This is a genomic window from Chryseobacterium arthrosphaerae (genome assembly GCF_001684965.1).
GTDB lineage: Bacteria > Bacteroidota > Bacteroidia > Flavobacteriales > Weeksellaceae > Chryseobacterium > Chryseobacterium arthrosphaerae.
Genome location: NZ_MAYG01000001.1, coordinates 2039391 through 2065394 on the forward strand (window position 1 = coordinate 2039391; position 26004 = coordinate 2065394).

Here is a 26004-nt window from a genome sequence, read left to right on the forward strand (position 1 = left end):
AAGGGAGGCAGAAAGTGTAAATTTTAGAAATATGAATTTTTCAAGTTGCCAAATATAATACAGGTGCTATTAAATATTTATGATCCTGATCACAAAAAATTCCCGGGAAACCGAGGAGAAATTTTTATGCATGTAACTTAGAGTAAATATGAAATTTCGATGTAAAACCGTTACATGAATATAGTTCATAATACTACGGGAAACCGTAAGGGTTGTGTTTGAAGCGTTTGTATATTCGAACCGAACTAAATATATATAATTATGACAATACAAATTGAATTATCTGACGGAACTTTTGCAGATCTTGATACTGCGAATATTATAGCAATCAATGATTTTAGCGGAGCCTGTAGGATTGAAACAGGTGACGGGAAATTTTTAGATACTAAAGCATCATACGAGGATATTAAAAAACTTTTAGGAGAATACATTGATATAAAGTAGGCACAGATTTTCCAGACAAAACAGTCCCCCAGATAATTGGGGGATTGTTTTATTTCGCAAAAAACAAATCAGCTTCCGCTTTCCTTCTCCTGATCAGTCCATTTAAAGTTTTTCCGCCGGCGGTAATGTATTTCTTTGTAAACCAGTTCCGGATCTCCTCTTCGCCTGCTTTTTTATTGATCAGAGAAAATAAGCCGTCTGATCCTCCGGTATTATAAGTGTGTGATACAAGAGCGTCGAACTGATTCTGGGTCAGTGGTATTTTCACTTTGGCATTCACTATTTTTTCATAAGTGGGTAAAACAGCGGAGAATAATTCTACTCCTTTTTCCCTGGTGATGGCCGGATCTTTCATGGTTACTTTCTTGCCGCCGGGATAATAGGTATTTCCATATCCGATTGTGGGAATTCCTGCAGAATCCAGATAAGGCTGAGCACTGAAGCCTTCAAATGATATAATCAGATTGATTCCTTTTTGTGATGTTTTCATTTCTTAAAATATTTATAGGTGAAAAAGAGAAGGATTAAAGTGATTCCCATGATGGTAATAAAAACCCAGGCTGCAGCATCCAGTCCATTCAGTTTTATATTTTTTGTTTGTTCAGAAATTTTAGCATCCACTTCCCTGATGGCTTCTTTGGAAACAGATTGCCGTGCAGAATCCTGAATCCTGTTCGCAGATTCCTCTGTTTTAGTTTCCTGTTTTCTGTAGTCACCTTTGGTGTAACGGTTACTGATTGAATATTCTGCCATTCCTTTAATAGAAATACTTTGAATGGTGTCGCCGCCTATTACCTGATGAAAAGTAAAAGGGCTGGACGCATCAGATTTACCCTGTATCAACAGATCTCCGGATATCTCATCTTTACTTTCCTTTACCGATACCTCATCGGATTTACTTTGCACCGACTGTATATTCCGGAAGCCTGAAGAATCGGTTCTTACTTTTTCCTTTTCTTTTGTATTTTCTTTGTAAGTGGTGGTGATTTTATGTTTACTCCTGCAGCCCATCATGAGACTGCTGAGTAATATCAATAATAGAATTTTTGTTTTCATCGGTTTATTTTTAGGTTGAGAAATGACATGATTGATGCAGGAAAAGAAAAGTTAAAAGGGCTCAATATCCCTTCGGGCTTCGCTCTTCCTGCTTTCAACCCTTTACATATTTGAATTGTTTTCATAACAGATGCTGTAAGCAACAGCTGACTGATTCTGAGTATTTTATATGAATATCTTATCTTCTTTTACATATTCTTTCTTAATGCTTTCCAATAGCATATCCGGATTTACTTTGTAACCAGGACCGTTTGATGCAATTGCTTTTAAGCTGACATCCTGGATGACATTCATGATATTGGAACCGGTAAGCTCGTATCGTTTTGCAATCTGGTCTATATCAATACCTTCAAGTTGTAATTGTTCCGGGAGGTTTTGCTGCCAGATACGCAGACGCTCTTCATGCTTTGGATTATTGAATTGTATGCAGCTATGAAAGCGTCGCGTAAAGGCTTTATCCATATTATTCTTAAAATTGGAGGCCAGAATAATGAGTCCTGAGAATGTCTCTATCCGTTGAAGCAGATAAGAAACTTCCTGATTGGCATATTTGTCATGGGCATCTTTTACAGAGGTTCGTTTTCCGAAGATCGCATCGGCTTCATCGAAAAATAAAATCCAGTTTTTATTTTCTGCTTTATCAAATAGTTTAGCCAATTGCTTTTCTGTTTCGCCAATGTATTTGGAGATCAGTATAGAGACATCCACTCTGAACACAGGTCGTTTGGTATATTTCCCTAAAAGGCTGGCTGCAAGAGTTTTTCCTGTTCCCGGTTCACCATAAAACAAAACCCTGAAGCCCGGTTTAAGTTTTTTCTGCATGCCCCAGTCTTCCATAAGAATATGGCTGCTGTTGTACCATCCTTCAATACTCTGAAGTTCATCTAATGTGGCCTGAGGAAGTATTAAGTCTGACCACGATCTAAGGGTGTGTATCTGCTCTGCCGGGAAGTCATTGCTCATTTTCGGTAATAATTCCACTCCGAATATGATCTTATTAAAAGCTTCATGATGAACATTGATCTGGCTGTTGATGGCTGTATGCTCATGGGTTGAAAAAACAAGAATTTCTTCTTTTATCAGAACCGAATCCGGACCGAGATAATCCAGTGCGGCCAACCGTTCTGAAATGCTGTCGCCTCCTAAAATATACTGCACAGCCTGAATGGTTGGATTAAAGAGCCTACCGTTATCGTTGGTTGCACAAAAATCAAACAGCTCATTACCGGGAAACTCCAGATAAATGCGTTTGAGCAATGATGGGTCTAACCGTGGCACCAAAGCCATTAAAAGAATAACAACTTCCTGATGGGTAAGCTCTTTCCCTGAAATATAGTTTCCTAACTGAAAGCCTTCATGGTCATGAGTATTAAATTCAGGAGCTCCTGTATTAAAATCTTCCGAAGAATTGTTGATACGCCATGTAATAACCTCTTCTAAATGGGTGAATAGTTTTTGTAATTGTTTCGCCTCCATTGATTTTTTAGTCTTTTTTATTTTGAAAATAGTTTATACCGTATCTTAAAGACAGGTCTACTGTATTTGTGATTTGTTTAAAGAAACCTCAGCCGGAAAGTAACCTGCATCCGGGTTTTCCATAGGGGTTGAACGGGGGAAGTCATCCCATCCGAGAGTTTCTGTTTTAAGAATTGATCTGCACTTGTACAAATTCTTAAGATTATCTTTTATTATTCAGCGATATAGTGATCACATTCGATCCTTACATTCCGGCATCTATCTGCATAGCCTCCCAGAACATTCACATTTTTGATCCCTGCATTCAACCAGCCGGTCATCAAAAGTTCCCCCGTATCGTCATTATACAGCCTGCATTCAATACGTCTATCGTATCCTGTAAGGTCTGCCCTATAATTAAAAGTGAGAAAATCCCCAAGATTATAATGCTCAGTAACAATGTTTTCATTGGTATATTCATGAGACCAGTAGCCTGCATATATCATATACTCAACAGGTGCTGAGGTTTTATTAACCAACCGGATATTTGTATTAATAATATTTACTTTCTCTCTGACGTTAACTTTTTGTATTTCTATCGTAAGCCACTTCCTCTTAAGTTCTCCCATCTCAAAGCCCTCAGGGATTGTAGGTAAGTTATTTCCAAAAAGCCTCGACATCATGTTAGTATAATCTCCATCTGTCTGGTAGCGAAAATAGTAGTACTCATTTTCACCTAAATTGTTTGCCGAAAATTGTTTTGTTGTAATGGTATAAGGTGGCTTACCAAAAAAGTATTGCCTTATGATGTCTCCATTATTTACGCTCACGTCAATGATCTGATCTTCTTCATCCCCTGATCTCACAACGATTGGAAAATATTCTTCTGCAGGAATATAATTGACATAGGCAACAAACCCGCTCTTTATAGTATTCAAAGTATTGGCAAGCGTTATCGTTTCCTTTTTAGTCAGGCCGTCTTGTTTGTGTCTTAAAGAATCTATCAAATCCGAAAACTGATTCTGTGTAGGATATTTACCGGTTTCAAAATAGGTTTTTAACTGGTCTCGGGTGATTAGTTTATTTTCGTTCATAATGCTTTATTAATGATGTTTTTCAGCATCATTATTTTTGGTTTTCGATGATTATTTATAGTATGTTTTTAAACGTTCAGAGCTATCTTTTATCAGAAAAACTTCCTGCTCTTTCTCCTGGGTCTGTGAAGCAGTCTTTCTTCCAATATTTTTAATGGGTATAGTTACATTCGATTCTGATATTTCTGATTCCTTTTACTTCGTTCCCGCCCATTAGCATATAGTTTTGTCCCGCCTCTAAATTTACTGTCGTTAAAAGTCTGTTTTGATCTGTATCATAGATGCTGCATTCTACAGACTGTTCTACTCCCCGAAGGTCAGCTTTGAAATAAAAATTAAGAGAATCCCATGCATCATAATGATTGGTAACAATGTCTTCAAAGGTAAAAGCATGTCCCCAGTAACTTGCCTGTATGCTGTATTGAACCGGTATGGAAGTTTTATTATGAAACTTAATACCTGTGTTGACAATGTTCAATCTTTGCCCCATATTCTGTCTGTTTATCTGTAACATCAGCCTTTTACCATTCAGTATTCCCAATACAAACCCCTCAGGAATCTCTGGCAGAGAATTCCCGATCAATCTGGCAACTGTGGAACCGTCTTCCAGAGAGAAAAATACATGATAGTATTCAGTTTCCCCTAACCCTTCTGCCGGAAGTTCTTTTGCTTTAATGGTGTAAGGTGCTTTCCCAAAGAAGTACTGTTTTTTATCATTATAGGAGAAATCTTCTATGGTGAGCAACTGGTCTTCTTCATCTGCCGAGCTTATGGTGAACTGAAACCTTGCACCGTTAAGATTGGATGTGTAATAGGATACGTATGCATTATTAATATATACCCAGTTCAAACTATTGGCAATGATTACTGCATCTTTATTGGTAAGGAGATCTCCTTTGAGTTTCAGGGAATCTATCAGATCCGAAAACTGGTTTTCTGTCGGATATTTCCCGGTTTCAAAATAAGTTTTCAGTTCCTCCCTTTTGTCTAGTTTATTTTCCTCCATAATACTTGATTTAAATTCTGTGTATGCTATATTTAAAGTCCGAAATTCATCTTTTTTTTATTGTCAGGAAAGTTTTTAGCCTGTGCTATTCTGTAGTTGCAGTCACTTCCCATGGTATCTTTTTATTATTTTACATTTTCAGAATAACTGCATTCAATTCTTATTTTTCTGATGCCGCTCACCTGGCCTCCATTAAAAGAGTTCTGGTTTTGCCCCGCAGGCAGGTAAACTGTTGATAAAAGAGTATTATTTTCCGCATCATAGATTTCGCATTTTACAGACTGACTGATCTTGGTAAGGTCTGCATTATAATAAAAGGCCAGATAGTCTCCGAGGTCATAATGATCGGTAACCATGTCTTCATCCCTATATCTGTCACTCCATCCGGAAGCGTCTATTCTGTACCTTACAGGCACTTCTGTTTTATTAACGAACTTCACTTCCGTGTTTAAAATGTTTATTTTTTTACCATAATCTACTTTTGAAATCTGTATGGGTAACCCAACACTCTCCAGCTCTCCAAAGTCAAACCCGGCAGGAAGTACTGTCTTCAGATTATTGCCGAACAATCTGTAAATGGTATAAGTCTGGTTTAACTGATAGGCCAAACTATAATATTCCGTTTCTCCTAAACTTCCCTCCTGGATTTCTTTTACTTTAATCGTATACGGCGCACTTCCTATTAAATACTGTTTATCCAACAAGCTTTTGAAACTGGCGGATGAAATCACCTGATCCGGCTCATCACTCGTGCTTACAACTATTGAAAATTTTAAGCTTCCTGCATTGCTCAGAAAGAAAGTAACATAGATGTTATCTATAGATGCTAAATTATTGGCAAGGATCGCCAGTTCTCTTTTGGTCAAAATATCTTCCCTGAGCCGTAAGGAATCTATTAAATCTGCAAACTGGCTTTGTGTAGGATATTTGCCGGTTTCAAAATAGGTTTTTAACAGGTCTCGGGTGTTTAGTTTTTCTTCCATAATACTGCTTTATAATTTATGCTTCTCAGCATAATTAAGTTTGGGTTCAATAATAATGTATGTTATGTTTTAAAGTTGTGAACTCATCCTTTTTTATCCCCGGAAAGGATTTCAGCTTAGTGATTCTGTAATGACAGTAACGCTTAGTTTTAAGAACAGGATGATAATGTCTTCAATTTCGATGCTCAAAATTCATACTTTTTTTGTTCCTGTGAAAGTTTTTGGACTTCCCTATTCTGTAGTTGCAGTGCTTCTATTTCCGGAGTCATCAGAACCATCACTGCTCGCCTGCCTGTCTGGTAAAAAATATTGAAACCCCGACTAAGCCCAACTCACGCAGGCTTTAATAAAAAAGGCCCGGATTATACAATCCAGGCCTTTTACCATATATCTTAACACTTGCTTTCTTTTCCGTAAAGCAGATGATCACTCCATTTTAAAGAAGAAATACACAACTGCCGCCCATTCTTTTTCCACTCCCCTGGCATAGCCAATGGTGGAATGACTGCTGTTTTCTACTGTTCCGTCGTCTTTAATGTAACCAATGGTTGAACGACTGCTGTTTTCTACAGTCCCGTCCTTTTTTACATAACCTACCGTAGAATGGCTTTTGTTTTCGATCGTTCCATCACTTTTGATGTAGCCAATAGTGCTGTGACTTTTATTTTCAATCGTCCCATCATTTTTAATGTATCCTACGGTGGAGTGGCTGCTGTTTTCTATGGTTCCGTCACTTTTAATATATCCCTTGGTACTGTGGCTTCCGGATTCTATAGTTTGAGCACTTACAGCTAAAAGACCAAACAAAAAGGAACAAATGAATAGTATTTTTTTCATATTTAAGATTTTAATGAGGTTATTAATTTTGATTTATTTGATATTCAAAAGTATTGATTATTCTTTTATAAAGATAAAAACTTGTAGATAAAATGATTGAATATGAAAACCACACGAAGGATTCGTGCGGTAGCAGTGGGGAAGGATTCGTGTGGCAGCAAGAAAATATCTTATTTTAATGATAACAAGAAAGCCGTTTTATCAGATAATAAAAACGGCTTTCTTTAAAATTACATCAAATTGTATAATATATTAAATGCTTTTTTCAGCTTCTTCTATATTATATACAATTCTACTATCTTCGCTTATTAAAGAACTAAAAATATCTTTGTATTTGTTAAAAGAATCTTTGTCATAATGAACAATAACCGGAAACAACTGACTTGCCTGATAGTATCTTTTATTTTCTAAGGCAGCCTGTATTGCCTGTTCTGTTTCTTTTAAAAGCGGTCTGCAATTCTTCTTTAAGAGAAAATCTTTCAGGTTGGATTCAAAAAATTTATCACCATATATATTCAAAAAATGTTTAATATACGGATAAAGCTCCTGCTCGGTCTTTCCATTGAATGTAGCAATATATAAGGCGTTTGTAATAACATCATATACATTGTCTTCATTATGGAGTCTATGGGGCTCAAAATTTTCTTTTTCATCCCATTTTTCAGCGATGAACTGATCAAGCTGCTTAAATCCTTCCGGTATTGCCCAGGCCAATAAAATAAGCATGGCCTGATAAGCAATATATAGGTCGTCATTGTGAAGAAGCAATTTTAGCTTTTCAACTCTGTCCGGATCAATATTTTCAAGGAGTTGTACTTCGCTTAAATCATATCCTTCGTTTCCTTCTTCGTTATAGTGATAAAGGAGTTCGTGTATTGGGTTATTCATTTTATTAGGTTTTATTGACAGTTCGGTATATAAGAAATATTCAGTTTCATATATTTTCTACTCATTTTGTTGTAATATATATTTTAGAACTACCGTGTAATCATAAATCCGAGAATGAGGAATTGTAATTTCATCATTAATTTTATCTCTATCGTAATCAGTAACCAAAATATCTCTGTTTTTTATATTGAACATGAGATTTCCAAATTCCAATTTGGTGTTATCTCCATTAAGACCTTTTTCGAAAAAATCATATATCGTTTTTACTTGTTCGATATTTATCTTTATTTCAAATATTGAATAAAAATCTATAATATGATAAAAACCTTCTTGCTTTTTATAGTCAATTATAAAGTATTTATCGTACAAAATTACGTTTTCATAATAACCATCTTGTATCATTCTTTCTCCTAAACCGAATGAACTTTGAACAAAATCATCGTGCTTATCCCAATTATTGAAACAATTACGATGAACATAACTTTTCACAAAATGAGTAAAGGTGGAATTTTGATCTGGCAGTGTGTAAGGCAATAATACAGATTCTTTAAAATTATCTATAACTTTCTCACAGATTGAACATTTAGTTGTTTTTTCAATATATAAAGACATATTTATTTGTTTTTTGGGTTAGACCATCCATAATAATTTAGTTCTCTTACCAGCTCTCCTATATCATTAGGGATAGTACTGTGTGTAAATTTCCATATTTCTCCTTCAGTTGTAACCATATAACTATATTTTTGATTTAATGAAATTATACCATCAATATCTTGAGGACTTATTAATTTTGCTTGCCCAGTACCCCAATCAAAAGGATGCGAGTGCATTAAAAGTCTATCAGTATAGTGAGGTAACTGACCTCCTTTGTATGATCCCATTTTAACCAAATATCTCTGCCCTTGCTTATCCATAATTATTGCAAACTCTTTTCCTTCTTTATAAGTTAGTGCAGCTAAATCCGTTGCTGTTACCTCACGTTTACCTATTTTGGCGATATGTTCACCTAGCCCATCGTTAACTGCTAATCTGTCCAATAACTCCTGTTGTTTTGAAGTTAATTCTTTCCCCCTCTTATTCATCTGAAAATCGAAAGGATCTTCTTTTACTCCTGAAGCTATTTCTACTCTTTTATTTTTCCCGGCATTAGGTAAAGTATCCTCAAATATATTATTTTTAGTAGACTTCACATTAAAATATTCAGCCGGAATTTCACCTTTAATTAAAATCTCTTTGTCTCTTACACTGTTGTTAAGATCTCTTACCGCATCATCTACTCTTTTCTGATTTTTAGGCGTTGGATTCTCTTCTAATCTTTTCATCGCCTGATCTATTTTGGCCTGTAATTCAGCTTGTACTTTTTCCGGTCTTAATACCTCTACCTCACTTATTTTACCTGCAGCAATATCAGCTTCCAGCCTTTTGATATCTACTTCAATCACATTGTCGCCGTAGGTTTTGCCTATGCCTGGTCCCTCATCTGAGAAAGAAGTATAAGGGCTTTTACTTTTCATAGGTTCGCTTCCTCTTACGTGATCAGAAACAGTAGCACTTCCGTTTTTGTCTGCGGGAGTTAAATTTCCTTCTTCATTAATGTGAGATTTTATCCTTCCTTCTTTTGAACCTGCAGGAGAATAAGGTCTGTTATCCTGTCTGAATATGCTTTCTTCATATAGGTTTTCCTGCACCGGAGCTGATGTCACATTCTCTTTCTTAATATTGGATTCTGCACTGTTTTTTTCATTTCTTACAGGCTGTTCATGCATTCTGTCAGGAACCGTCTGCTCTTCAAAAGGAAGTTGATTCATGTTGCGGTTTGGCGGCGTTACAGTCTTTTTCCTGAAAGGTTCTACCACCCATTCCTGTGCTTTTTTATAAGCTGCCTGAAAACGTTGGGATGCTTTGATCCATGTCTCTTTTTTGAAAACAGATGTTATTCTTCTAGGGATAGAAACAATTTGTGCTTTAAGACCATTTCTTGCAGTAATAAATACTCGCTTACCAAAAGTTTTCGGGTTTCTTTTTGCCAGATCTTTTATGGAAGCTCCTCCTTTTTTAGAGGCTTTGCCTCCCATCATCGCAAGAATTGCCATACCTGAATTGGTAATATCGCTTTTTAATTCACCTGAGTTTTTGAATAAAACGTCAGCCGTTTTTGCCGTATGTACATCATAAATATTTTTAATTCCGTTGAGTATATTCAATCCTAATGCTATGGCACCGATCCAGAATGTTATGGTTCCCATTGTTACGGTAGCTCCTCCTAACCAGGCAGCTAATGGTGCCAGACCACCCAGAGTGAAGATTGACCCTACAGCGGCTGCAAGGGTTAATACACCCAATATACCTGTAATGACACCGGCTATGACAAGTACTTTATTGGCTATTCCGGCAGCTTTCTGCAGAATCATTCCTACCGGATCTTGCGAGAATCCTTTCCAGCTTGTCAAATCGTCCCAAATACCACTTATAGAGCCGGAAATAGCTTCATACCATGCTTTAGGGCTAAAGATGGATTCAATAAATTTCCCTACATCTGTCCAGCTGATGTTTGTGATATCATTCCAAATATCTGAAAACGCAATAGAAATAGACATCCACAATCTTTTTAGCCCCGTAATTCTGTTCAGATTTTTGGTCACCAAGTTTAATGGTTTTTGTAAAGCATCTTTACGCTTGTTGTTAAAGACCTCTATTTGAGAGTTTCTGATACTTTCAACATTCTGACTGATCAAGCTTTGATGTTCTGATTGATCACTATCATAATTAGCATTTACTTCTTCAAATTTATCTCTTAATAAATTCCGTTGGCCCGGGCTTAATTGTCTTAGGAAAACTATTTGTTCATCTTCTGTTTTTAATTGGGTAAAGTCAACTAATAAACGTTCTGCCTCATTAAGTTCTTTAGGTGTTTGCTGAATTTTGTCTTTTTCTTTTTGTATTAAACTATTTCGCCCTTCAACAGTGGCCATATTGGCATAATAAGCATTTTGAGTTTTTATGATCTCATGTTCAATAACATACGAATCTAATAACAATGCATTGGCTTCCTGGTTTAATTTCTTACTTTCCGATTCTGTCTGTTTTAGTTTTGGGGTAAGTTTTCCCAACTCCTTTTTGGCTTCTATGTTCTTTTTAGTATCTGCCGCCAGTTTAGCTTTTGATTTTTGTACCGAGGCTCTGGAAGAGGTTATTTCGCTCTTTATTCTTGTATTTTTTCCTTTAGCCTGTTGGGCTTCCTGAGATAATTTCCGGGTTGTATTTCCTGCCTGAGACACTGCCTGGTTTATGGTAGCGGCGTTGGTATTTAATTCACTTAATTTTTTGGTAAGTTTTCCGGAATCAGCATTTTTGGGATCCTGGTGTTTTTGTGATCCCCCCAGTAAACTTTTAGCTTCTTTATCTAAATCGCTTGCTTTGGTCTTATTTTTATCATATTCCTGCTGGTATATTCCTACCTCCTGTTCTACCTTTTGCTGTCTTTTTAATGAGGTATCCAACCCCTTTTCCAATTTATGGATCAGAGCTTCTTTACGATCTATACTATCTTCTGATTTCTGCAAATCATCATCTGACTTCTGAATTTCTCTTTCAACTTCTTTAATCTTATTTTTCAGTGTTTTAGCGGCTTCATTTTGAGATTTCACCTGATTCCTGGCTTCTACTCCCTGATCCCTAAACTCCTGTGCAGCCGCAACAAGCCCCACTATATTGATGGTAGTTTGGGCATCCGGAGCTATTTCAGCCTGTTCGCTATCAACTGCCTTATCCATTCTTGGAGTAACAACGGATTGTATTTCATCCGGTATGGTAACTTTTGTTTCCTCTTCTCCTTTAGTTTTTGAATTTAATTTTTTATTAATCGTTTTTTTGCCTTCTGTAACCTTTTCTGAGCGAGGTTTTTCATTTTTATCCGCAACCTTTTTTGAGCTATTGCTATTAACTTCGGATGAGATTGGTTTAATTGGTGCAGTTTTAATCTCAACGGCCTTCTCTTTTGGCTTCTCATCTATAACAGGTTTTGATGCTTCATATTTGCTGTCAGTCTTTTGTAAGGTCTCTTTTTCACTCTCCCTTGTTGTTTTTACAGGATCTTCCTGATTTTTTACTATTTGATGAGCAACAGCCCGTTCCTGAACTGTATTGGTCTGATAAGTTCCTGATTTAAGCTCATGATAATCCCGTGCCTGACTGGGGCTTAGGGTCATCATATAGTCTTTTTCAATTTTTTTGGTATCCGGATGGTTGATATCTCCGGTTGCTGACAAACTCTCCTGAAGTTTGCCATACATGATTTCCGAGCCCTTCCCATGAATAGTTTGAGAGCTATGAGCAGAGGCCATGATATTATTAAGACCGATCCGGTTGCTTTCAGGATTTGCTGATCCCGCCCTATCAGTCGAGTTCTCAGACTTTTTTGTCCGTACACTGATCTCTTCCACTCCAGGCAGAGGGACTACCACCTGTTCTTTTGGCTTTGGCTTTTTGCCTGGGCTAAGGTGGGCTTTGCTGTTTTTGTCTACAGTTGCTGCTTTCATTAACTTAAATTTTAATTTCACATTGATTGGAAGGCATACAAAGCGCAACTGTATAGAGTGCGCTTTACATACCTGTTGGTCTGCAGAACAAGACCGTGAATAGTGGATTCTGAATTTGAGTAACCTAGAAGTGACGGCCAGCCTGTGATGAGAAACACGTAATGCTGAGTCACTTCTAGTTTTTGCTCACTTGTTTATTTAGTTTTCTGGTTTTAACTTTTTTGAATGATGGATCGTATACTGCAATCGCTGAAGCACACGGATCAGTCAGCTCCATCCTCTAAATTCATTGATTATTCCACATTTTCCTTAGCTATTTTTCCTGTTTTCAAAAAGGGTTACAGCTATTGTTTTCATATTTTTTCAATTGTTTGGTTATTGGTTGATATCCTCTTTTTTTTCTTCTTCTTCGGCAGGTGGTCTGCCTGAGCCGGTTCCATATCGGTTTTCTATTAAAAGGTTCACTGCTTTGTCAATCCAGTTTGGCAGATTGTTAGTGATCATTTTCAGGAATTTATCATAGCCGTACCCCAGTACAAACAGTACTCCTGTAGAATACCATTTGTCATGAAGCTCGGCTCTGTTCATCAGATAACTCATCGTAAAGCCTACAATAACTACAATGACCAATGTGATAAAGTGTTCCCAGGGTTGTTTTTTTTCTTTGTTTTGTATGGAGACCAGCACCCTTAACAATCCTCCTGAAAATGCTATTGCAGTTCCGATTAACAGGGCTTTTATACTATCCAGATTCATTCTTTGCTATATATTATTTATTAATTTTTTTGATTTTTTACAACTTCTATGAAGTCTCATTATTCCTGATCCAACATATACATTGCATCTAAAAATCTTTTGCTTTTCCGGATGTTTCCATTTTCATTCAGATAGGCCAGTTCTTCAATAAGATCGTTGATATCTCTGCGGGGTTTCTGCAGTTTCTCTTTATCTTTTTTCTTTTTTTTCTTTTCTTTCTTTTTCATGGTTTCTAAAGTTTTTAATAGTCAGTTGTTTTTAATTTTTTGAAATTGTCTTTCTCATCATCCAGGTTCAGATCGTTTATTTTTTAAAATTGACTGATCGGTTAAAAGAACCGGAACTGAAAGCAAAGACGGTTTTCACTTGGTATTTTAGCTATAAGTTTACATTTGAGAAACAGGTAAGGACAGCCTTTTGATTCATCAGACTGATGGCGGGTTATCGGTAGTAGAATACCCCGGAATCCTTTTCTATCTTTAGAATAAATAATTTCAAATCTGATTCATGTGTGCCTTCAGCTTTAAACGGCTGTATTGATAAGATTCTGTCTAACATCATTTTTACAGGTAAGGATTGAGCTCAGTCTGGGTTTCATCAATTAACTCTGAAGAAGAATGTTATAGATTGTTCTTTCGGACAGAAACAACATTTCTGTCAGTTCAGTTACAATAACTTTCATCTGTTTATCCTGATTACGTTTTACGTATTCAATGACAAAATCTTTTCTTTTTTCTACTAATTCTTTACTACGTTTCATTTTGGGTTAAAAGTTTTTATGGGTTAAAAGTTTTTTTTCTTAATCAGACAGGTGTTCATGTTTCTTATTTCTCCCGTTTTATGGGGCCGAAGAAACCTTAAAGACTTTGTTAAGCCTTTGAACAGATGTCTGGTCACATTATTTAATTTTGATTTTCCGGAAGCTGATATCAGGGATGTTCTCTCAGAATCTTCCCTCAGCTTCTTTCTTTAAATTCTATTTTCTGCAAACAACTCTATTGATGTTTATAAAGTTTTGTGTTTTATAAACAGTTATATAGCAGTTTCTACTTTCCGTAATTATTTGTACAAGAACACAACATTCTATTTGGGTCTCATATTGCTTTTAACAATGCTTGTTCCAGAATTTTGTCTGTTCTATAGGAGGTGTTAATACTGATAACTATAATTAACCGATATTTTATATGCTAACAGTAGCTTTTATTTCAGGAAAACAAAGAGCTGAACGGCTGCTTTATTTTTACCCCCATCAAAATAAACGCATTTTTATCATTCACCAGACAACACAAAAGCGCACATATATCATTATTTGAAAATATAAAAAGCGCATTTTTTACACATATATCTAAATTATAAAGATTTTTCTGTTCTTATTAGTTCCGGATAAAAACAAAAACCAAAATCCAACATTTACATATAGAGGGCACAAAAAACAGCTTTTAACTTTTTTAATTACAGCTTATTATAAAATAAAATTATCTTTTTTAAATAATAATTAAATAGTCAACTGTCAATATAATTTTGTACATTTGTACCGTTCTGTCTTAATGACGAAACAAATATACGAACATTGTTCGTTTTTAAAAATAAAAAACGAACATTTTGTTCATTTTTTTTCATAAATAACTATAAACATATCAAAATGAACTATTTAGAATTCAAAGAAATCAGGAAGAAACTAAACATGAAGCAGGCTGATATCGCAAAATCTATAGGAGTAGGAACAAGAGCCGTACAATATTGGGAAAAAGGCGAACGGAAAATACCGGAAACAACAGCTTATTTTGTAACCAATCTGCTGCAGGAGCAACAGAAAAAGCTCAATGATGACAGTGCATCCCCTGTTGTTTTTTCTGATCTGAAGATTATGAACGTTCCCCTGGCAAATCAATATGCACAGGCCGGCTATCTGAGCAGGTTTGCAGATGAAGAATACATCGAAAGCCTACCCACCATTCCCTTTACCGACGATGTAGAACACCGTGGTGAATATATGTGTTTTGAAGTGAAAGGAGACAGCATGGATAACGGATCCTACGAAAGCTACCTGGAAGGCGACATTATCTTATGCCGGAACATCAGACAGGATTACTGGATGAGTAAACTGCATTATGACAAATGGGATTTTGTCATCGTTCACAAAGAAAAGGGAATTCTAGTAAAACGGATCATCAATCATGATGTGGAGAAAGGTATCATCACCCTACATTCTCTCAATGAATATTATGAGGATATGGAAATCCATCTGAAAGATGTTGCCAAACTGTTCAATATCATCAGTACCAGACGTAAAAACAACAGAAGATAACTGCCTGAGTGAATAAAATCCTCAATTTCTTGAGGATTTTATTGGGGCAATTTAGACTATGCATCACAAGATCTAACAGATATACCTAAGTGTTTCCCTTATTATTTCACCTGTTTCCGGGCTCACATCATAAACTTTGCTTCTGCTGTAACTTGGAAACCTCACCCATAAGATTCCCTTCTCATTAAATCCACTAGCCCCGTTTGTATCAAAACTATCAAGGTTCCCCGGTATTGCAGGAGTTACACCATCACTCAGATAAATAAAGCTTCCTGGTTGCGGAAACGGCGTAGTTAAATTCAGCTCCTTAGTCCATCGGCTCATTGGCATGCAAATACTTTCTACTACATCATCAGTGTCTGTTGGGATTCTAAATGCTCCTGATACACAACATGCATCTTTAACAGAATAAGGAGCAACCTGAATTTTCCAATCTCCTGATTTAAACTCAACAGGAGGATACCATTCTGAGATCCCACCAGATAAACAATATTTCCTTGCTCTTATATATAAAGTAATATCCTTACCAATGTTTAGAGCATTCATATCAACATATTCCGGCTGGGCATACCCAAGACCTCTCTTTGAATATATAATTTTATTGAACTCAGAGTCTAATGCTATCTGATATTCCAGGGTAGCAAGATCTGTATTATCACTTGAAATCATCACCTCTATCTGACCGTTCTCCCGCACAAAAACTTTATCAATAGACGGGACTTTACAGGTTGAAGGACCACATTTTCCTACTGTAAAAAAACTAGTTTTCTCATCTTTAGTATTCTCCAGTTCTAATTTTATTCTTAAATCGTAAGTACCAGGAGTTTGAATCGGGTTAAGTTGAACCAATTCTCCATTCGCAGGTACCGGGGTTATCTCATCTTCTATCTCCTGCTGCCCTGGTTCCTGTTTTTTATAGTACGCAAATGCTCTTTTTATTAGTGAGGAAGATGTATAATTTATCTTAAATGAAATTTTGCATTCTTCTGCTGACATTATCTTATGTTTTTATTGTTATTATTATGTTTTATTAATATCTAAGGGGTGATTTGAAGCTATAGAATTGCCTGATCACCCCTTTACAGAGTAATAATACAGGTTCTGTACTCTACTAATCTTTGCTTATGATCAGATACAGATTGTGATTACTCCTGTACCCATGCATTTCCTTCCACAGCATCAAATGCTCCACTATCTGGATCAAAAGCCATAAATCGGAATATATAAGTATCAACGAGTAAATTAGTAACTGTTAAAGACCGTGTATCAGCACCTATCAGCACCGCTCCGGATGGCCCGCTAATCTGATGCCATGAATAAATAAGCTTTGGATGATCAGCATCATCAATTATCCCATTTAGCGTAGCTGTTCCTTTTAAGGTAAAAGATAGATCACTCTGTCTGAATTTATCACTATCTGCCTTAGCTTCAACGACAGGCATAGCAACTTCACAACACTGTACACCTTCAGAGAAGTCGATATTGTTTATTGTAACATATGGAGGTTTGTACCAATTAGTTATACTAACAATCTGATTACATGCACCATTACTCACAGTCACATTGATCGTCGGGTTTCCTTCCGGATTAACATTTCTCAGTATACAGCTCGTAAATCCATTTGCATCCGGTTTAGAAATCGGGTTACCGTCCACACTGTAATCATAGTTGGCCAGGTCTGTCCCGGAAACATACAGGTTTACTTTGGTTTCATTGGAACCACCGGTTGGATAATCAACAGATCTGACAGATATTGCAACATTCGGCTGCTTAATAACCTTAATACTGCAATTGGTTTGTTTTCCTTTTACAGTAAAAGTAATTACCTGGCCATGGAATGAAGAATCCACTAAATTCGGATCAAATGAACCGGATACTACACCGGCAACAAGAACATTACCCACATAAGCCTGTATAGTCCCGTTCTTAGGGATTATCTCAGTAAAAGATATAGGCTTGGCATCAGAACAGATAACACTTTGCGGTAAACGTAAAGATGTATACCAATCGCTTATAGGCATTCTCTGACTGCATCCGCCACCACTCACTCTCACACCTATCACCGGGATATTGTTCAGATCCAGATTATGGTATGTGTAGCTTATCTTACCATTTATAATATGATCAGGGAAACTATAGTGTCCATCACCTAGGAAATCCCATTCGTACAGATAGTCTGCAAAATAGGGTCCGGAAACCTCAATGTGTATTGTTGTTAATGTTGAACCGTTAGCTGGATAATCAACACTATAATTAGTACTAACTTTAGGTGGCGGAACCACCTTAATACGGCAATTAGTCGGTTGGCCATCTACCTTGAATGTAATGTATTGCCCATACAAATTAGGGTTCACTCCGTTTGGACTGAAGTAAAAAGTCCCGTTGTTGAATCTTATAACCTGATCATGATTATCAATAATATTGGCACCAACATAAGCTACTATAGGGCCACCGGCAGGAATTACTTCAGTAAAACGTATAGCATCGTCTCCTGAACAAATAATATCAGTTGGCAAACTTAATCGAGCCGGAACTTTGTACCAATCTCTTATAAAAATATCCTGAGCACATCCGTTACCACTCACATTCACTTTTATTACCGGAATATTTTTCGGATTAAGATCGTATAACGTATAACTCACCATTCCATCTGCATCCGGGTTTAGAGTAATCAAACCTCCATCATCCCAGAAGTCCCATTTGTAAATATAGTCTGTAAAACTTGTTCCGGAAATTTTAAAGTTTATGGTTGTTGCATTTGAGCCATCCCCTGGATAATCAACCGAAACAACATCTATTGTAACATCCGGCTGTGTAACCACCTTGATACTGCAGCTGGTTGGTTTTCCGTTTACAGTAAAGGAAATTTCCTGACCTATCAAAGATGGGCTTATCATTCCCGGATTAAAGAAGTATTGTCCATTAATTAATTCCACTCCTCCATTTAAACTATCAGTAACACTAGCTTTTACCACTCCACTTACAGGAAGTACAGTAAAAGGTACTGCACCTGCTTTAGAACAAATAACATCACTTGGCAAGCTTAATTTAACTTCAGTTTTTGGAGTACAACAGATGTATGGAAGCGAAAAATCTGCGATAACTTTTGGATTTCTGATAGAATCATAAACTATTAAAAAAGATCCTCCCTTTTCAACTCCATGTCTGTGCTCTAATCCCGGGTGTTTATCTACATAATCATTGAAATAAGCTATTGAAAGGTCTTTATTTCCTACTAGCTCCTCTAATGACAGTGCCACAATATCAAACCCGAGTTGTTCCTTATCTCTGATTTGCTTTATCTGTTCAAAAGCTTTTTGGAAATCCATTCCCTGATGGCCTTCTATATTATAGAAAGAGCTCTTGTCTATACTGAAATCTACAGGATCCTGACTACCGGAGCCTGGAATCAAGAATGTAAGATCGTACCTTACATTATCTGCAAATGATCTATTGCTTGTGTTATCAAAATTCCAGGATTTTAAAAATCCTTCCGTAACATCATAGTAGAAAGGAATCGCTTTATTGCTCAGTGGATTTAGTTTCTGCGATGACGTAATTTTAATTGTTTTTTTATTACCCAAATAATTAAAATTGAATACCTGCTGATTAAAACGGTTCACTAATTCTTTGAGCCTTTGTGTTGCCTTTTCATCATCTAGAACAGGCGAATTATAAAACTGATGTCTTGTAGAATCCAGCTGGGTATCCGATATTAATTTTCCAAGCATGATGTGCTTAGGAAAAGAAGCAAAATTTGGAAAATTTTTCGTAAACGCTTTAGGAAGCAGTTTTATAATTTCAGAATAGGTAGCCATCAAATCTTTTGTCACATCATACGCATACTGAAATCCGGCATCCAGCGCAAGACATTTTTCTACTTTCTCTTTGAATATCTGATAAGGGTACACAACTGAAAATCCCATTATCTGGGAGATTGTCTGAATTTTTTCAAAAACGGCCTGGCCAAAACCATCTTTCGCCAAAGCATCAGAATACAGTTTTTTTAAATCGGCAGCTGTATACCTGTTTTCAACTCCGCTTTCTGAAATAAAGCGGCTCAAGATAACCCGTTGTGGTTCAACAGGTCCCAGAATATCTTCTGTGAACAGAGGATGAGGCTGAATACGGTCTTTTCTGCCTGGCTTGGTTATACCGGTTATAGGATCAGTTACCAGACGGTCATCTCCAAGAATATGGACGATGCCCTGTGCTGTAGTTACTAATACTTTAAGGTTTCTGATCTGCAGTACCCCATGATTGTCGCAGTCAACCCCTCTACAGGGTTTAACATCTTTTTCATAATCTTCCAGATACAGCAACAGATATTTGTCATTTAAATTTGAAAGATTAACAACAGGTTGAAAATCAGTCTGTGCTTCCTGAGCTGTTGCCAGTTCCCAAAGTTCAATCTGTTCTTCCCCTTCATAAAATGATGGGTATCTTATTTTGAAATTATCATATGCTTTGAAATGGGTAAAGCTTTTGTACTCCAGATCCACAGTCTTTAAATCACTCACGTACAGATCTTCACTCACCTTATTGGTTTTATTCAAGGTTAGTAAATCTCCGTCGGTTGTAAGTGCTGCCCCCTGAGAAAGCTCTATGCTGCTGAGTAGTCTGTTTTTGTAAATAAGTTTCGGTTTGAGACCGCAGACAATACCTACTCCCTGCAGCAGTACTCTGGACAAACGGTCCTGATCTTCAAAAAAGTTCAGAAATTCATTGAACTGATCCGGATCTTCTATGTACTGTCCCTTACTGAACTTTCGGTATTGAACTGAGATATTACTTAATTGATTCTTCATTATTATTAATTTTTTAATGATGTATTAAGGTTTTTTCATAATCTTCTCAGGCAGATAGCCTGCCCGAGAAGTTATTCATGCTAATTATTATTACGAGGGCAAATACCTGAAACCCTCCATGCTGTACCATTCAAAGGAGCATAAACCGTAACTTTAGCAAATCTTGGAGTAGGAGTATTTTTATTGAAAGTTAACTGACCCGATCCATTCGATGGATTAGCAGTATGGATATCTGACGGGCTAACGCCTGCATTAATTAAAGATCCATTAAAGCTGCTTGATCCCACAAAGCCACTATCCCATTTCTGACCATTCCATTCAATGACAAATCTGTCCGGAACACTGATTGCGTCATAATTAATACCCGCAATACCTGTATCTGTTCCAAAATCGATGTTATACTCATAAGCTCCGGAATTTCCATTGTAATTAAAATTATCACTACAAGGCACAAGCTGTAAACCACTTAATTCAACATTCAAAGGAACCTGTGTGCTACAGCCTGTATTTTCAGCAATAACATTAAGGGTTACATGATATGTAGTATTTTCATTTGGCGTTATAGAGAATAGGTGTGCAACCATTCCATTAGCATCAGGAACCGCATTACTTGTATGACCATCACCAAAATTCCATTGGTAAGCAGTAATCTGGCCTGCTCCTGTATTTGTTACTTTAAAATTAACAACAGCCTGATTATTAACATAATCATAAATAGGGGTACCCATAGTTAAAGTAATGCTTGGCTGAGGATGTACAACCATTTGCACTTCTACAGGGTCACCATTAACAGTGAAGGTAATGGTCTGCCCGAAATAAGAAGCATTAACCAAACCAGGATCAAAGAAGTTTTGACCTCCGGATTGTGTAACAGCAGGTATTGGAGTACCATTTACAAAAGCTTTTACTTCACCGTTCAACGGAACAATTGTCATAGGAATCGGAGCATCTTTCTGACATAGTTTGTTTTTAGGTAATGAAAGGAATACAGGATCCTTTTTAGAACAACATAAATATGGCAATGAGAAATCTGCCAGAACCCTGTTTTTTGCTTCCGATTCGTAAATCATAGCGAAGGTTCCTCCCGGTTCTACCCCGGACACGTGTTCCAATCCTGATTTTCGCTCCAGGAACTCGCTTAGAAGTTCACTTACAACATCATCTTTTTTAGGATCCTGTTTTACCACAGTAACCCCTTCAGGCGATCCTTCTTTTGCGAATTCAGCCTGGTTCAGCAATCTTAATTGTTCATCCAGTTTAGAGATGTTCAGCAGCGTATTCTGTGAATTGGCTGTACGGTTGCTGACGTCGCTGGAGATGGATATCAATTGTTTTCTGAGCTCTTCTATGGATACCGTTTTTTCTCTTACAGGCGTCTCACCACCAGGTTTTTCACCTTTATTCAAAACCAGTGCAATAACATCAAAGGCTAATCCGTATTGTGTTTTAAGATCATTGATGTTTTGTAATGCTGTTTTATAAGGCATACCCAGATGACCTTCAATTCTATAGAAGTCATTGTTATCAATATTATAATTCAATGGATTCTGGATAAAATCCTCTCCTGCCAGATTGGCTGTATGGTAACTTAAATTGTAAGCCTGCCTGTCGGTTTTGGTCTTTTCAAAGTTCCATTGAGCCAGTAAAGGCCTGTCCACATTATAGTAATAAGGTATTGCCTTATTTCCTAATCTTACATTCAGATTGGAAGGTGTGATTTTAATACGACCGATATACGACTGGAATCCGTTGATCTTTTGTACAAAACGGTTGGCAAGCATTACGATTCTTTCATAATTCTCATCATCATTGGTTGTCACCGGTGAATTATAAAAACCATGACGCAAAGGAGTGTACTGCCCTAATTCCAACTGTGCTCCCACAGGTCCCAGCATAAGGTGCTTAGGGAATGAGGCGATATCCGGGCAGCATTCTGCATTCAGATGCAGGATCAGGCCTTTTATTTCGTTATAGGTATCAATTAAATCTTTTAACAGGTCATACCGGTACTGATAGTCTTCTAAGCCTGGCGATGTATTGGACAATAAAAAGTTCAGTTTATCAAATAGGGTCTGCCCTCCCAGGTTGACACTTACGTTAAAAGTATCTGCAATAGAGCTGAAGCCCTGGCTTAATTCTGCAACAGCAGTAATCGCTTCCTTAAATTTTGTTTTTAACTGATCGGCTGTTTTAACTTCAGTATCCAGGATAACTCTTCTGGTCTCCAGGTTAGGCAGACTATCAAAAAGCTTCTCGTACGTGTCATGAAGTTTAAAGATAGTGTCTTTTGCATCACCTCGTGTGATCAGATCTGAAACAGATGCTGAATCTGCTAAAAGAACTTTAAGGTTAGATACCTGTTCTGCTCCGTTATTATCACAATCAGCATCCTGGCAAGGGTTCTCATCATTGGAGTAACTTTCCAGGTATAGGATAACTATTTTATTATTTAAAGTAGTACTGATATCTCTTACGAGTTTAAAGCTGCCTGGATCAACACCTGTATCTGTTGCTTCATCATACTCCTGTGTCGTATATAATTCCAGAAGAGGTATTTGCTGACCTCCGATGCGAAAGTGTTCATATTTTACGGCATCAGTATAATCTCTGTAATATCTGTAATTTTTAGATGTGAAATCTATGATCGCTTCTGCTGGGGAACTTCCTTTCTGACGCAGTGTTATCAGATCTCCATCTGTAGTCACTCCGGCTCCCTGTGTAATCATGATCGTATCATAGGGAAACTCAAGTTCCGGTCCTCCGGGTCTGGAGATTTTTTCTGCTGAAGCAGGTCCTACTTCAAGTTCTATATATTTTGCCTGAAAACCGCATACTACTCCCACGCCGCTCAGCCTGGTTCTTGATAGCCTGTCCTGATCTTCAAAATAGTCAATAAATTCGTTTAATTGCCCTTCTGTTAACGCCTGATTGTCGTTGAACTTCCTGTATTGGGTTGTTACATGGTCTAATTTAGTATTCATTATTTTTTGATTTTTGATAAGTTTGATTGTCCTAATATGATTTTTCCGTCCAAAGTGTCATTATCATTCGCATCACAATCCAGAAGTCTTCCCGGCCTGTAAATATTATTTAAATGGGCAAGAGCGGCCAGTAAATCTGTAATGCTGTTTCCCAGGTTGACAATATTGTTTCTTGATTTGTCTGAAAGGTACTTTTTAAAGGCCACTTCAAATTCTGACAAGTCGTTTTGAGCGGTTTGCTGCTCACTCAAACGATCTCCTACCCAGCAGATTTTTGCTAAAATATGAGCAGGAATCTCCTGTCTGATCACTGTTTCTGCATAACGTCTGAAATCAGGATCCTGGAAACGGTAGGCAAACCCCGGAAGAACAACGCTTACCCTGTAGGAATAAGGGTCAAAAACATCTGTTTCACAACCTTCACAAGAATCCATAAAGGCTTCCGAATATTTAACCGGATCTGTTGTTGGGATTTCTTTTTCTTCAAGGTCATACATGATTCTGAAAGAACCTTCTATAGACATGCAACCAATCCCGCCCATCAGTTTATAATCTTTAACTGTTGGCTTCAGTAATAAATGCTCAACAAGGAAAATACCTTCTTCCGTAAATTCATATTTGAAATACTTCACTGTTTTTTCAATGCCAACTTTCAAATCCTGCAGTGTTGGATAGGGGTTGGTCTTTTTGTGAACAGCAATGACATTTTGCTGAGCGGTATCATCTATAATTTCAAAATAATAGTTACCTCCCTGTGAAACTTTGATTTTTATATTTCCAATTAAGCAGAAATCCTTTTCACAATCTTTTAATTTATTCAGTATATCTTCAGGTTTTTCCTTATCCAGTTTGTCCAATGCTTTTTCAAGATCTTCCTGATCAATCTGAATGGTCTGATACATCGCATCATTCAGGTTTTTGGTTGCAATATGCTCAGTGGTATAGGTATTTACAGATGACAAGACAATACTGCCATCCTTATCTTTAATCTTCCAGGTAAAACTTTTTTTACCGTTTTCTACTGCTTCAATGATGGATACCGGTGACTGGGATAAGTTTCTCTGGGTATAATTTTTAATTCCCAGCAGGCGGGCAATTCTTTTCTGCACACCGGAAATATTACCGGTATTCCAGATATCCGACTCTCCAATTAAGGTATAATTGTACCCTAAACCTCTGTCTTTGCTTAATGAGGTATATTCTTTCAGGAAATTCTCTTTATTGCTTAATACAATTTCGTCGGTAGATTTTCCGTACAATGATTTCATCACGAAAGTATAATCACTGAATGTTTCTGCAAAACGGGAAATCAAATGATCTAAAACTTCATTTCTACGTTCCACACTGTTATCCAACTCTTTATACAATGAATCTGTAAGCTTATCATCATCTTCTGTATCGTATCTGGAAACCAACTGGTCAAAACCTTTAATATTTTTAAGCGCCTGGGTAAAGAAGGTTCTTTTCAGGCCACCATTGATGCTCAATACTTCTTTTACTTTTTCAAGATGTTTGAAGTAGCCGGCAAGGATCTGATCAAAGAACAGCAAATATCCCTGTAACTGCTTCGCCAGCGCGTCTCTCTCTGGAGACTGATTTCCTATAATTCCTGAGATTCCCACTCCGTAGGTATCCGGAAATTCATTTAAAATAGTAGCATAGTTTCCGATATCGTGTGAAGTTCCCTTTGGTAAAGGCAGTTCTTTATTCTTTCTTGCATCATCTCTAAGCAGTTCTTCTTCTCTTTTAAGCGTTGCAAGGTACTCCTGAACTTTTTTGTCATTGATATTAAGGGGAAGGGAACCTTTGCTGTAGCTGAATGAGCTAAGCTCGCACAATTCCGGCTTTCTGCCTTTCTCAATGCACAACAGCCAATCATTGGTTTGCTTAACGACATTATCACAGCCTGCAATAGAAATTTCATGAATTTCTTTCACACCGTCAATTTTCATGATCTCACTGATGATATCGGAAAGGCGGACTTCTCTTCTTAGCTGGCTGGCTTTAAGCTCTTCAGTATCGATAAAGCCGTTGTCCAGAAGGGGTCCTTCAAAGATCTGATCTGTAGTCAGCCCTTTATCCAGCATCTGTTTCAGTGAATAAAAATGAACTTCCGGAGACAGGTAATTATTAACGGTTTTTAATACTTTGGCATGTACAAGTTCTTCATCAGCTTTGTTCACAAGACCGATGCGGGCACATACAGCCACTTTCTGGGTTTCTACCTGTCTGATCTCAGCCAGATCTTCACAAAGGCTTCTATTGGCGTGGTAGCGGTCCAAAATTTGAATATTGACATTAGATTTTTCGCAACCGCTGCCTTCAGCATCAATATCTTCGGCATAGTCTACATACAGATCATATAATCCTTTTACATTAAAGCTTTCTGTTTTGTCACCAACAGGTTTGAAGTCTAATTTTCCGGTTTTACAATCAACATATAATTTTTCGGTTTTAGGTACCAGCCAGCAATTACGGATGGGTCTTGAATGATTCCCCGGCATACTGATATCTATAAACAACTTTCTATAGTCCAGCTCGTTTAAAGGTCTTGACGGTAAAATCTCTGCAGCCTTCAGAAACTGTGTATGAATATCGTTTTCCGAATCTTCGGACGCTAAGATATCTTCCATATTCAGGTTCATTCTCATCCCAAGATCTGTGATGGCGTAGCTTAGGACTTCCAGGGTAGTGATACCAGGGTCATGAGAGTTGTAATCGGTCCAGAGTTTTCCTCCTAACTTTTCGATGTATTCAATACCTGTTCTGCGTAGAAAATGAAAATCTGTCTGATCTCCTGTTTCTATATTTTTTGATATACTAATATGTTTATTTTCTGACATGATTATG

The 26004-nt window shown here is 37.1% G+C and carries 20 protein-coding genes; 3 read left to right on the forward strand and 17 right to left on the reverse strand.

Annotated elements, in window-relative coordinates:
- Positions 1–261: 261 nt before the first annotated feature.
- Positions 262–444 carry a hypothetical protein gene (locus BBI00_RS09250; protein ID WP_065398490.1) on the forward strand — a complete coding sequence of 61 codons (183 nt, stop codon included), beginning with the start codon at positions 262–264 and terminating at the stop codon, positions 442–444.
- 49 nt (positions 445–493) lie between these two features.
- On the opposite strand, the gene BBI00_RS09255 is transcribed toward BBI00_RS09250, so the two are convergent.
- The 7 genes from BBI00_RS09255 to BBI00_RS09285 form a co-directional block, all read right to left on the reverse strand.
- Complete coding sequence (locus BBI00_RS09255; protein WP_065398491.1) at positions 494–934, reverse strand: lysozyme; 441 nt, start codon at positions 932–934, stop codon at positions 494–496.
- Positions 931–1500, reverse strand: coding sequence for a hypothetical protein (locus BBI00_RS09260; protein WP_123902253.1), 570 nt, complete (start codon positions 1498–1500; stop codon positions 931–933). Before BBI00_RS09260 ends, BBI00_RS09255 begins: the two co-directional genes overlap by 4 nt.
- 165 nt (positions 1501–1665) lie before the next feature.
- Positions 1666–2976, reverse strand: a complete 1311-nt coding sequence (locus BBI00_RS09265; protein ID WP_065398493.1) for an ATP-binding protein — start codon at positions 2974–2976, stop codon at positions 1666–1668.
- A 212-nt stretch (positions 2977–3188) separates the two neighbouring features.
- Complete coding sequence (locus BBI00_RS09270) at positions 3189–4049, reverse strand: hypothetical protein (RefSeq protein WP_065398494.1); 861 nt, start codon at positions 4047–4049, stop codon at positions 3189–3191.
- Between the two features lie 151 nt (positions 4050–4200).
- The gene (locus BBI00_RS09275) at positions 4201–5055 is read right to left on the reverse strand and encodes a hypothetical protein (RefSeq protein ID WP_065398495.1); all 855 of its coding nucleotides are present in this window, start codon (positions 5053–5055) and stop codon (positions 4201–4203) included.
- A gap of 125 nt (positions 5056–5180) precedes the next feature.
- Complete coding sequence (locus BBI00_RS09280; RefSeq protein WP_065398496.1) at positions 5181–6038, reverse strand: hypothetical protein; 858 nt, start codon at positions 6036–6038, stop codon at positions 5181–5183.
- 426 nt (positions 6039–6464) lie between these two features.
- Positions 6465–6875, reverse strand: a complete 411-nt coding sequence (locus tag BBI00_RS09285; RefSeq protein WP_065398497.1) for a 5-fold beta-flower protein — start codon at positions 6873–6875, stop codon at positions 6465–6467.
- A 102-nt stretch (positions 6876–6977) separates the two neighbouring features.
- On the opposite strand from BBI00_RS09285, the gene BBI00_RS23670 reads away from it, so the two are divergent.
- Positions 6978–7103, forward strand: a complete 126-nt coding sequence (locus BBI00_RS23670; protein ID WP_262487248.1) for a hypothetical protein — start codon at positions 6978–6980, stop codon at positions 7101–7103.
- Positions 7104–7127: 24 nt separating this feature from the next.
- Here BBI00_RS23670 and BBI00_RS09290 read toward each other — a convergent pair whose 3' ends face one another.
- The 6 genes from BBI00_RS09290 to BBI00_RS23295 all read right to left on the reverse strand — a co-directional run bounded on the left by BBI00_RS09290 (position 7128) and on the right by BBI00_RS23295 (position 13817).
- On the reverse strand, positions 7128–7763 hold the full coding sequence (locus tag BBI00_RS09290) for a hypothetical protein (RefSeq protein ID WP_065398498.1): 636 nt from the start codon (positions 7761–7763) through the stop codon (positions 7128–7130).
- Positions 7764–7820: 57 nt separating this feature from the next.
- A complete protein-coding gene (locus BBI00_RS09295) occupies positions 7821–8375 on the reverse strand; it encodes a hypothetical protein (RefSeq protein WP_065398499.1) in 555 nt (184 codons plus the stop codon).
- A 2-nt stretch (positions 8376–8377) separates the two neighbouring features.
- Entirely contained in the window at positions 8378–12301 is a 3924-nt protein-coding gene (locus tag BBI00_RS09300) for a coiled-coil domain-containing protein (protein ID WP_065398500.1), read from the reverse strand.
- A gap of 375 nt (positions 12302–12676) precedes the next feature.
- On the reverse strand, positions 12677–13057 hold the full coding sequence (locus tag BBI00_RS09305; protein ID WP_065398501.1) for a hypothetical protein: 381 nt from the start codon (positions 13055–13057) through the stop codon (positions 12677–12679).
- A gap of 59 nt (positions 13058–13116) precedes the next feature.
- Positions 13117–13284 carry a hypothetical protein gene (locus BBI00_RS23290; protein WP_165602509.1) on the reverse strand — a complete coding sequence of 56 codons (168 nt, stop codon included), beginning with the start codon at positions 13282–13284 and terminating at the stop codon, positions 13117–13119.
- Positions 13285–13658: 374 nt separating this feature from the next.
- Complete coding sequence (locus tag BBI00_RS23295; protein ID WP_165602510.1) at positions 13659–13817, reverse strand: hypothetical protein; 159 nt, start codon at positions 13815–13817, stop codon at positions 13659–13661.
- An 882-nt stretch (positions 13818–14699) separates the two neighbouring features.
- Between BBI00_RS23295 and BBI00_RS09310 the strand changes: the two genes are divergently transcribed.
- A complete protein-coding gene (locus BBI00_RS09310) occupies positions 14700–15365 on the forward strand; it encodes a S24 family peptidase (RefSeq protein WP_065398502.1) in 666 nt (221 codons plus the stop codon).
- Positions 15366–15437: 72 nt separating this feature from the next.
- On the opposite strand, the gene BBI00_RS09315 is transcribed toward BBI00_RS09310, so the two are convergent.
- The 4 genes from BBI00_RS09315 to BBI00_RS09330 form a co-directional block, all read right to left on the reverse strand.
- Positions 15438–16361 carry a hypothetical protein gene (locus BBI00_RS09315; protein WP_065398503.1) on the reverse strand — a complete coding sequence of 308 codons (924 nt, stop codon included), beginning with the start codon at positions 16359–16361 and terminating at the stop codon, positions 15438–15440.
- Positions 16362–16510: 149 nt separating this feature from the next.
- Positions 16511–20173 carry a PKD domain-containing protein gene (locus BBI00_RS09320; protein WP_065398504.1) on the reverse strand — a complete coding sequence of 1221 codons (3663 nt, stop codon included), beginning with the start codon at positions 20171–20173 and terminating at the stop codon, positions 16511–16513.
- A gap of 80 nt (positions 20174–20253) precedes the next feature.
- The gene (locus BBI00_RS09325) at positions 20254–23154 is read right to left on the reverse strand and encodes a PKD domain-containing protein (RefSeq protein ID WP_065398505.1); all 2901 of its coding nucleotides are present in this window, start codon (positions 23152–23154) and stop codon (positions 20254–20256) included.
- On the reverse strand, positions 23154–25997 hold the full coding sequence (locus BBI00_RS09330; protein ID WP_065398506.1) for a hypothetical protein: 2844 nt from the start codon (positions 25995–25997) through the stop codon (positions 23154–23156). Before BBI00_RS09330 ends, BBI00_RS09325 begins: the two co-directional genes overlap by 1 nt.
- Between the last annotated feature and the right edge of the window lie 7 nt (positions 25998–26004).